We start from the raw sequence: 10248 nt of genomic DNA, 5'->3' as shown, positions 1-10248 counted from the left end.
ATGCGAGGCAATTTATGTTAGAGGGAAAGCGAGAAAGAAGTTACCCGCGCTGCTTAAAAGTGAGTAAGAATGGTTATCCTGTCGCAAAAAGGAAAAATGCCGCTCACCTTAAGTGAACGGCATTAGCCGAAGCAGTCTTTTTAGTTATTAATTTAATTATTGAATGTCGCTAACGCTTAGAAGCGGTAATTAACACGGCCGTAGTAGAAACCACCGTTGTAATCAAATGGACCACTTTCGTAGTACACCGCACCTAATTCACCCAGAGTGCCATCTTTTAGCTTCTGCGCTTCTTGATCGAAGATATTGTTTGCGCCAACTGATACCGTTAAGTTATCAAGTACCGCATAGCTCACTTCAAGATCGATAGTCACAGCAGCGTCTGCCACTTCAGAACCCCAATCAGAAGTATCATCAGCATGTGTTGCGTAGTACTCACCAAACATATTACCACGAACTGACATGCTTAAATCATCCCAGCTTTGGCCCCAAGTAAGGGTTGCACGATGTGCTGGAATACCATCTTCTAAACGACGAACTTTACCTGCATCAGTTGTTTCAGGGTCATATTTATCAACACTGGTATCAGTCCAACCATAAGCTAAACTGAATTTCGCATCACCTGATAGCATTTCTGTAGTGTAAGACGCTACAACATCAACACCTTGAGTCGTTGTATCAAAGTCATTAGTGTAGAACGTTACCGCAGAGATCAACTCAGGGAATTCAACACCAGCAGCTCGTAATGCATCATAGTCACTTGCTTCAACCGAAATTTGGCTAGATTGTGCAATACGACCTGTTACTTCAATGTTGTAGTAATCAACAGTTAAGAACAAGTTATCGTATTGGTACACAAAACCTGCTGCAAAGCTAACAGACTCTTCAGGATTAAGTACTTCACCACCATAGAAAGCCGCTAATGGGTTTGTTGGTGGAGCAATGAAGGTTTGAATCAAGTCACCATTAACAATCGATGTTTGAGTGTTAACTACGTTTTCTTGACCGACTGTTGGCGCACGGAAACCAGTACTGTGCGATGCACGGAATGACAATTCATCTGTTGCAACATATTGCGCGGTTAACTTGTAGTTTAGTGTGTCACCAAAAGTAGAGAAATCTTCATAACGAAGTGCAAAACCTAATAAGAAATCTTCAGTTAAGTAGGCTTCAATATCGGTATAAACACCAAGATTGCTTCGATCGTTTTTACCCGCAGATTCTGGTCCAAAGCCTTTAAAGCCGTGTGAACCAATATTAAAACCTTGGTCTGCATAAGGACCAGCAATCCAAGAGGCTTCATCACCTTGACCAATCTCGAATGACTCTTCACGCCACTCAACACCAGTAGCAAAGCTTATATCTTCTATACCACCGATAGTAACGAATCGATTAAAATCAGCGTTAAAGGTTGTTTCTACTTGTTCGTATGAACCGGTATCAAAGTCAGTTGGTGTAGCTAAACCCATTGATGGGTTTAGTGAGTTCTTTAAACCAAAGCTGGCTTTGTTACTACCAGTTCCGCCACTAACATCATACATCCACTCGCCTAGCTCGCCTTTAACACCAGCGAAGAAAGACATATCTTCAATTTTACCGGTAAATTGCGGTGTATACCCACCTGGACGAATTTGGTTCATTGAGAAACAGTTAGGATCTGCAACCATTGCTGCATACTCTGGAGTATCAAGCACGTTTGGTACGTTAGCAGGCACAACTCCACAAGTAGATTGATCGCCATTAACAGCACCGACTAATAATGTTTGACCGCCATCGACTGAATAAACATTACCGCGGTTATGTGGGTTACGATAATAGAAACCACCTGTTGCTTCACGTGATGACACGTTACCAAATGCATACAAGTGAGTGTTATCATTGATATCAAAACCAGAGTTTACGAATACAGTAAAATCATCATTGATCTCTGGATTACCCCAAGTTTGCGCAGGGTTTTGAATTGAAGTGTTACCCGCATCAGCAATAGCGGCTGCATCTGGACGCTGGACACTACGGCTAGTCGCATCTGCGGTTTTATATTGTGCACTGATGTTAACAAAACCGTCATCAGTCAAAGGTAAACCAATGTTACCGTCAATTGTGGTTGCTGCGCCGTCACCTTCGTAGTATTCACCTTGGCTGACAGTAATAGAACCGCCTTCAGAGGCGTCTTTTAATACGAAGTTCATTACACCAGCAATCGCATCAGAACCATACTGTGCAGCTGCACCGTCACGTAATACTTCAACTTGCTTTAATGCTACGCCAGGAATAACTGAAATATCTGGACCTTGTGCACCATCGTTAATGCCACCACCTTGGAAAGCGATAACAGATGCACGGTGACGGCGTTTGCCGTTAACCAAAATAAGTGTACTGTCAGATGGTAAACCACGTAAGTTAACCGGACGTACTAGTGTTGCTGCATCACTAATAGGTTGTGCACGAGAGTTAAACGAAGGCACTGATGTCACTAACATGTCGATCATGTCAGTCGAACCGTTTTTCTTTAGGTCATCACTACTGATGATATCAATCGGCACTGGTGAATCACCGATTGAACGAGGTGCAGCGCGTGAACCCAGTACTGCGATTTTTTCGACATTTTCTGCCTTTGCAACTTCTTCATCGGCAGCGAAAGCTTGAGTGCTTATCACCGAACCGGCAAGTGCAAATGAAATGGCTAAGCTCAAAGAGCTGATACCAAATTTAGATTTTTTTGATTGCATCATTATTATGTTCTCAACTGCTTATTATTGTTGTTTGTCGACGATATTTTTCACAAAATTAAATGAAAACACGCCTCTCCCTATCGAAATACTCCCTATCTCGACTACATTTCTATAACAATTGAAATACAATTGCTAACACTTTTTGGGGTAAATAAATCAGCGCGATACCGCAACCCGCAAAAAAAACACCTAAGCAATTGATTAATAGTGACATACGTCACATAACGATTTATTTAACATAAGTGAAGTTTTTCAACAAAATCTCCACAAAAACAAACTGTAACAATAAGTTTACGCTTAAAGTGCATTTTTAGAACAACTGTTTTAAATGGGCAAGCTAAAAAATGAGTAATCTAATTTCAACTGAATTTCAGTGAACCTTTGCCAATTGATATTGACCCGTGTAGGTTAGTAAAAATAATCTAAACGGACGTTTGATTTATAATAATAACCAAAAATATCTAAGGTGGTATGCATGGCTTATGATGCAGATTCAGTACTTGATTTACACCAATACACATCCATAGTTGATTTGATCGAAAAAGCTTGTGACAAGTATGCAGATAATATTGCATATGCATGTCTTGGGGAAAGCACTAGTTTTCGTGAAATAGAACAAGGCTCGCGCCATTTTGCCAGTTATTTGCAACACAGCACTTCATTGCAACCGGGTGACAGAGTAGCAATACAACTGCCTAATATTACTCAATTTGTGATTGCAGCTTATGGGGTAATTCGAGCTGGCATGGTGCTAGTCAACACGAATCCGATGTACACCGAGCGTGAACTCATTCACCAATTTAACGACTCAGGGGCTAAAGCCTTAGTCGTTTTGTCGGATTTACTACCGACATTAACTAACGTGATCGACAAAACAACAGTAGAGTTGGTGATTTCGACCCACGCAATGGATCTTATTCAGCCGCAACCTCAGCCAGAAACCCCCTTCAGTAAAGTGGTGTTTACCGCTGTGATAGCAGAAGGTGCTAAGCATCCTTATCAACCAATAAAACCTAACCATGATGATTTAATTGCTCTGCAATACACTGGCGGCACAACCGGTTTATCGAAAGGCGCTATGCTCAATCATGGCAACCTTTTGGCTAATTCTGGTCAAGTAAAATCACGAATTGCTAGCACCATGACCGAAGGACATGATGTATTTGTCGCGCCATTACCGATTTACCATATCTATGCATTTATGGTTAATTTGGTGCTGTATTTTGAGTCAGGTAGTTGCTCAGTATTAATTCCTAATCCTCGTGATATTGCAGGGCTAATCAATACCATCAAAGCTTATCCATTTACTGGGTTTGCGGGTTTGAACACTCTATTTGTTGGCTTATGTCATCAGCCGGAATTTAAAGCCTTAGATTTCAGTAAAATGAAAATAACCATTTCGGGTGGTACCGCATTAACGAGTGCAGCAGCTAACTTATGGCAACAAACCACCCAATGTATGATTTCAGAAGGCTATGGCTTGTCTGAAACATCTCCTGTTGTCAGCCTTAATGCACCAGGGTATCAACGCCTTGGTACTATTGGTAAACCGGTATTGGGCACTGAAGTTCATGTGCTCGATATGGATGATAATGAAGTAGCTATCGGTCAAGCTGGCGAACTTGCCGTGCGCGGTCCGCAAGTTATGCAAGGGTATTGGAATAAACCAGAAGAAACCGCTAACGTCATGACAAAAGACGGATTCTTTAAAACCGGTGATATTGGCATTGCCAGCGAAGATGGTTATCACACCATTGTTGATCGTAAAAAAGACATGATTATTGTTTCTGGTTTTAACGTCTATCCTAATGAAGTTGAAGACGTACTTTCAACCAATGAGTTAGTCTTAGAGTGTGCAGTCGTAGGGGTTGAAGATGAACGTTCTGGCGAAGCTGTAAAAGCGGTGATTGTATTGAAGCAGCCGCCGACGGATATCGAGGCGGTCAAAAAAGCTATCAATGATTATTGTCGCAGCCAACTGACTGCGTATAAAGTGCCACGAATTATTGAGTTTACGGAACAGTTACCGAAAAGTGCGGTAGGGAAAATTTTGCGTCGAGAACTACGTAAATAAAAACTACGTAAATAAGAGCTACGTAAATAAAAACTAGGGAAGTAAGTACTACGCAAGCAAGAGATGAGTTAAGCAGGTAAATCTTAATGTGCTTAAACGCTATGTAAGTTACCTCAACCCAGAGCAATAACTGATTATCAAACTGCGATTAATGTCATTTGAAAAAGTTAATTGATTCGAAATTAAAAAAGATGCTTCGGCATCTTTTTTATTTCTCAACGACACACTCACTGCACCAATCAGTAACCATTATGACGGCTCGTTATCCATCAATAGCTGTAAACTGGCAAATTCGCGATATAGATCATTGCTTGCCATTAATTCGTTGTGAGTACCACTGGCAATTAGTTGTCCTTTATCTATCACGAAAATCCGGTCTGCATTGATCACGGTAGCTAAACGATGGGCAATAATTACAGTTGTACGTTTGGCCATAAGTGAATCCAGAGCCTGTTTTACTTTGATTTCGCTTATCGCATCTAACGCACTCGTCGCTTCATCAAGCAGTAATATTGGTCTGTCGGCAAGAATCGCTCTTGCGATAGCAATACGTTGCTTTTGCCCACCAGACAAACGCACGCCACGTTCACCTAAATACGTCGAATAACCATCAGTAAATTCGCAAATAAACTCATCCGCTTTAGCCGCAATGCAAGCCTGTTTCACCTCTTCATCGCTGGCGTCTAAACGGCCATAGCGCACATTATCGAGTACGTTCATGGCAAAAATCACCGACTCTTGCGGTACAAGTGCATACTGCTGACGTAAATCTGCCAATGCCAGAGTTGAAATATCAATGCCATCTAATAATATTCGCCCTTGTTTAGGCTGGTAAAAACGCATCATCAATTCAAATAAGGTGCTTTTCCCTGCTCCGCTTGACCCAACTAAAGCAACCCTTTCACCAGGAGTAATCGACATCGACAACTGGCGGATCACGTCTTGCGCCAAATCTGACGGATAAGCAAAACATACGTTATCAAAACTAAGTAAACCTTTAACAGGTAACACGACTTGGTTGGGGATCACTTGTTCAGGTATATCTATCGGCGTTTTGACTAACTCAATTAAACGCTCTGCGGCACCAGAAGCCCGTTGGATTTCGCTAAACACTTCACTGATAGTCGCTACAGCACCTGCAACCATTACGGCATAAAACATAAACGCAGACAGCTCGCCACCGGTGATACTGCCAGACATCACATCTTGCGCCCCAATCCATGTAACAAAAGCAATTGCAGCAATGCTTAAAAACATCACCGTTGAAATAAGCAGCGCACGATACATAATACGGCCTTTAGCCACATCCATAACCGCCTCGACTCTATCAGCAAATAGCTGGCGGTCTTTAGCCTCGTGGGTATACGCTTGAACAGTATGAATTTCATGCAATGATTCATCAATATAAGCGCCAAGATCGCCTACCCTATATTGACTTTTACGCGACAATGTTCTGCATTTTCGGCCAAAAAAGATCTCACGGCCTAATACCAAACGAACAGCTAACAGCACTAATGCCGTCAACTTAACACTGGTAAATGCCATCATAACAATGCCACCAATCACGGTCACACTTGAACGTAACGCCATCGATAAGCTCGACCCGACAACGCTTTGCAGCAAGGTACTGTCTGCCGTAAAACGTGAAATAACCTCACCGGTACGCTGAGTCGCAAAAAAAGCTGGCGATAATGACAATAAATGATTGTAAACCTGTAACCGAATATCAGCACTAACCCGCTCACCAAGCCAGGTCATCAGATAAAAACGACAGAAAACCGCAGTTCCACTGATTGCAGTAATAGCAATAATAAACAACATGATCTCATTCAATCGCCCAGCATTATCGGCAATAAATCCTTCATCGACCATTAACCGAACACCTTGCCCAAGCGATAACCATGCAAGCGAGCCAATAAACAGAAATACAATCGCCGCCACTACTTTCATACGATAAGGAGACAGAAATTGTAAAATCCAAGGCAGAACAGAAGGTTTTAAAGGCGGTTTAGTAGCAGAAGTTGACTCAAATGAAGTCGTCGTTGGATTCGTCACAGTATTAACCAGCATATATAACTAAGATGTCCTGATAGTACCAACAAAACACAACATTGTAGATGCCTTACACAATAAGGCGCCGACACAGTAGGATTATAACCACCGAAAAAATGATGCTAGTATCACTAAAAAATAACATGAAAAACAGCATGAGCAATAAGATGAAAAACAGCATGAGAAATAATATAAGACCATCACAAGGTTTTACATTAATAGAGTTGGTTGTTGTGATTATTATTTTGGCCTTATTGGCCGTTGTTGCGCAAAGTAAATTCATTAGCTTACGCAAAGATGCAATTGTATCTACCATGGTAGGAATGGAAACAGCAATGCAATCAGCTGCGACCTTAACCTATTCAAAAGCCGCTATTGCTGGTGTAGAAAGACTTGCGACTACGACGCTTAATATTGATGGGGTCAATGTTAACTTAGCTTATGGCTATCCCGACGGAACAGCCGCTGGTATTGCAATGCTAATGAATATTCCCGAAGGTGATTGGAACAAACGCCCCAGCGTGTATGCTGGAGCATGGATATACTGGCACGGGGTAATCACAGAGGATGCAGGCAAAGCGGCGTGTTATTTACGTTATCGGCAAGCAACATCAACCACCGCACGCCCTGTTATAGATGTTCAAACAAGCGGATGTTAGACACCAATAGGTTTAAAAACCATAACATTAAGACTCAGGGTAACGTTTTTCAATCGCTTTCAGCGATCGTAAAAACAACCCTATACCCCCCACACAAAGTACCAAGATAACGATTAAATCAAATGCACTCATGTAAGAAAATCGAAAATTAATCGAGCTTATTACGCCAAAAACCAATGCCACTAACGAGCCAAATGTCAGTAACCACCCAAGTATGTTTCTGCCATTATAAAACATCAGTCCAACACCAAACATAAAGGGTATCATCACCATTCCACTGGTAAGCCCAAAGCCACCCAGCTGATATAAATGGCTGCCAAAGCCAAATGAGCTGGTCACTTTAATGGCATTTAATAGCATATAAAAGCCACCACACATCATCACTAGCCCAATAAAGAACTGACCCATTCCACCTGACGTTCCACCAGCACCTTTCATCAATATCCCTTGAAAACCATTATTTTAAGTCAATATATTGATGTTACTGAACCGTGCAATTAATAGCAATCATCTCTGCAGCACAGCCATTTTCGTGACGTTAGGTTTTAGTTTCAAAGTTAAAAAAATTAATATCACCTTGTTCTGTATCCTACATTTAACATGTCGCTTAACACGAGTTAAACATGGAAGCTTTGATAATCAGTTAACTAGCGCCACTCCACAAAATTCCCCTTATCAACTTGTTTAAGCCTAAGCCTCGCGCTGGTAAGTGATATCTGAGATAATATCGAGCTATTTTATCGATATTCTTTTTATTAGGTAACACCGTTATGACAACCCAATTTGCTTGTTCAGGTATAGAGCTTGAGCTTTTTCGTTATCCAAGCCAACAAGCATCAAACTTACAAGCATGGGATGCCGCAGATGAACACCTAGTAAAGTACTTAATCGACACCGAAATAACAGCAACCACTACCGCCATTATTAATGACAACTTTGGCGCGCTAACGTGCGGATTAACAATGCAACATCCACACGGTAGATTGCTTGTAGAAACGGATGCAAAAACCAGTTTATTGGGTTGTCAGCACAATTTATTACACAACAAATTAGTACCAACCAACATACATTGGCTAAATAGCCGCGAAACACTGCCACAAAATATTCAATTAGTGCTGATGAAGTTACCTAAAAACCTACACTATTTTGGCCAGCAACTTGCGCGTTTATCGACGGTGCTCCCTGCGGGAACTCAAATACTGATCGGGGCTAAAGCCAAGTCAATCAATGCTCCATTATTGGCTAGTATTGAAAAAAATCTAGGCCCAGCTTCCGCCAGTTTAGCGTGGAAAAAAACACGAGTAATTAGCTGTATTAGCGATGGTAAAATACGCTCATTAGCAAAAGCGGTGAGTTGGAATGTCGAAGAACTCAAACTCACTATCAGTAACCTGGCTAATGTATTTGCAGCCAATAAGCTCGATATTGGCGCAAGGATTATGCTCGACAACATGCCAAAAGGTGAATTCAAGCACGTTATAGACTTAGGTTGTGGTAACGGTATTTTAGGATTGCATGCAAAACAATGTTATCCAAATGCACAGATCCACTTTGTGGATGACTCTGATATGGCTATCGCTTCGGCAAAGCATAATTGGCAAACTAACCAGCTAGATACTCAATCCCAAGATCTTCAAACCCAAGATCTTCAAACTGAACAAACACCACAAGCCTTTTTTCATTGGGACGATTGCCTTAGTCACTTGCCCGCAGATGTCGAACCAGACTTAGTGATATGTAACCCTCCGTTTCATCAAGGTGAAGCCATTACCGACCATATCGCTTGGCAAATGTTTGTCGACGCACATAAGCGCCTAAAAAAAGGCGGTTTATTGCACATTGTCGGTAATCGACATTTAGCCTACCACGTTAAAATAAACCGCATTTTTAAAAACTGCACTACTGTTGCATCCAATGGCAAATTTGTCATTTTACAAGCGATAAAATAATGTACTGAATGAGGTACTAAGTTCATGTTCCCCTACATGGCCCTGCATATAAAACCAAACCAATATTGATAGTAACGAGCGAGGGCCGACACAATTTATGTGCAGCCTTTCACTCGTATGTAATTCAACTCACTACACCTTGTTTATCTAGTACACTCACATTAACGCGCATAAATAACCATTGAACATTCATTAGTGTAAACGGCGATACAAATCTCTTTTTGTTGTAACTAACAGCAAATCGATTTGTGATGTTCATATCCCTTGAATAAATAACTATATGTCCGATTGTGTTGATCACTCGTTCGCAATAACGAGGCATCAATAGCCGCAATGATAAGTGAACAGAATGATTAATAAGCACTGACCTTATGACCAATACCTTCCCTCGCTTAATAACTCACTATCGGTATTACCAAGTCGGTATAATTGGTTAGCGCACAAATAAACTAAATCCTATAATGACATTACCAAAATGAGTATGGGTAGTGGTAACAACACAATTCAATCATATTTATCTAGATAGAACAGCCGCTACACTAACTAATGAGAATAAGCTCCTGTAATAATATTGAAGCTAATTATGATATTTCTTATATTTTTAAAGACCAATTTAACAGCTTATTTTCTGAGTAAGTTGACCATAAAGAACATCAACTGACTAACCAAGTTGCTTAATTGGTCGCTATTTATGTGGAGTATTACAACTTCAATAGCGCAAAAAAATGATGTAACAAATAGCTAAAGTGGCCGCTGAAAATGCGACACATCATTGCATTGGG

General features: G+C 41.0%; 6 protein-coding genes. 3 read left to right on the top strand and 3 right to left on the bottom strand.

Annotation, left to right across the window (positions count from 1 at the left end; translation table 11 throughout):
* Nucleotides 1–176 precede the first annotated feature (176 nt).
* A complete protein-coding gene (locus H5202_RS13780; RefSeq protein WP_182772574.1) occupies nucleotides 177–2732 on the bottom strand; it encodes a TonB-dependent receptor plug domain-containing protein in 2556 nt (851 codons plus the stop codon).
* Between the two features lie 475 nt (nucleotides 2733–3207).
* On the opposite strand from H5202_RS13780, the gene H5202_RS13775 reads away from it, so the two are divergent.
* Nucleotides 3208–4806, top strand: a complete 1599-nt coding sequence (locus tag H5202_RS13775; protein ID WP_182772573.1) for an AMP-binding protein — start codon at nucleotides 3208–3210, stop codon at nucleotides 4804–4806.
* Nucleotides 4807–5055: 249 nt separating this feature from the next.
* On the opposite strand, the gene H5202_RS13770 is transcribed toward H5202_RS13775, so the two are convergent.
* The gene (locus H5202_RS13770; protein ID WP_182772572.1) at nucleotides 5056–6876 is read right to left on the bottom strand and encodes an ABC transporter transmembrane domain-containing protein; all 1821 of its coding nucleotides are present in this window, start codon (nucleotides 6874–6876) and stop codon (nucleotides 5056–5058) included.
* 161 nt (nucleotides 6877–7037) lie between these two features.
* Between H5202_RS13770 and H5202_RS13765 the strand changes: the two genes are divergently transcribed.
* A complete protein-coding gene (locus H5202_RS13765; RefSeq protein ID WP_182772571.1) occupies nucleotides 7038–7517 on the top strand; it encodes a type II secretion system protein in 480 nt (159 codons plus the stop codon).
* A gap of 27 nt (nucleotides 7518–7544) precedes the next feature.
* On the opposite strand, the gene H5202_RS13760 is transcribed toward H5202_RS13765, so the two are convergent.
* Nucleotides 7545–7955 (bottom strand): hypothetical protein, encoded by a 411-nt coding sequence (locus H5202_RS13760; protein WP_182772570.1) that lies wholly within the window; start codon nucleotides 7953–7955, stop codon nucleotides 7545–7547.
* Between the two features lie 332 nt (nucleotides 7956–8287).
* On the opposite strand from H5202_RS13760, the gene H5202_RS13755 reads away from it, so the two are divergent.
* The gene (locus H5202_RS13755) at nucleotides 8288–9466 is read left to right on the top strand and encodes a methyltransferase (RefSeq protein WP_182772569.1); all 1179 of its coding nucleotides are present in this window, start codon (nucleotides 8288–8290) and stop codon (nucleotides 9464–9466) included.
* The last annotated feature ends 782 nt before the right edge of the window (nucleotides 9467–10248 follow it).

The organism is Shewanella sp. SG41-4 (assembly GCF_014164505.1).
Classification (GTDB): Bacteria; Pseudomonadota; Gammaproteobacteria; order Enterobacterales; family Shewanellaceae; genus Shewanella.
The sequence above is the reverse complement of the archived record's forward strand: the minus strand, read 5'-3'. Positions and strand labels throughout refer to the sequence as shown.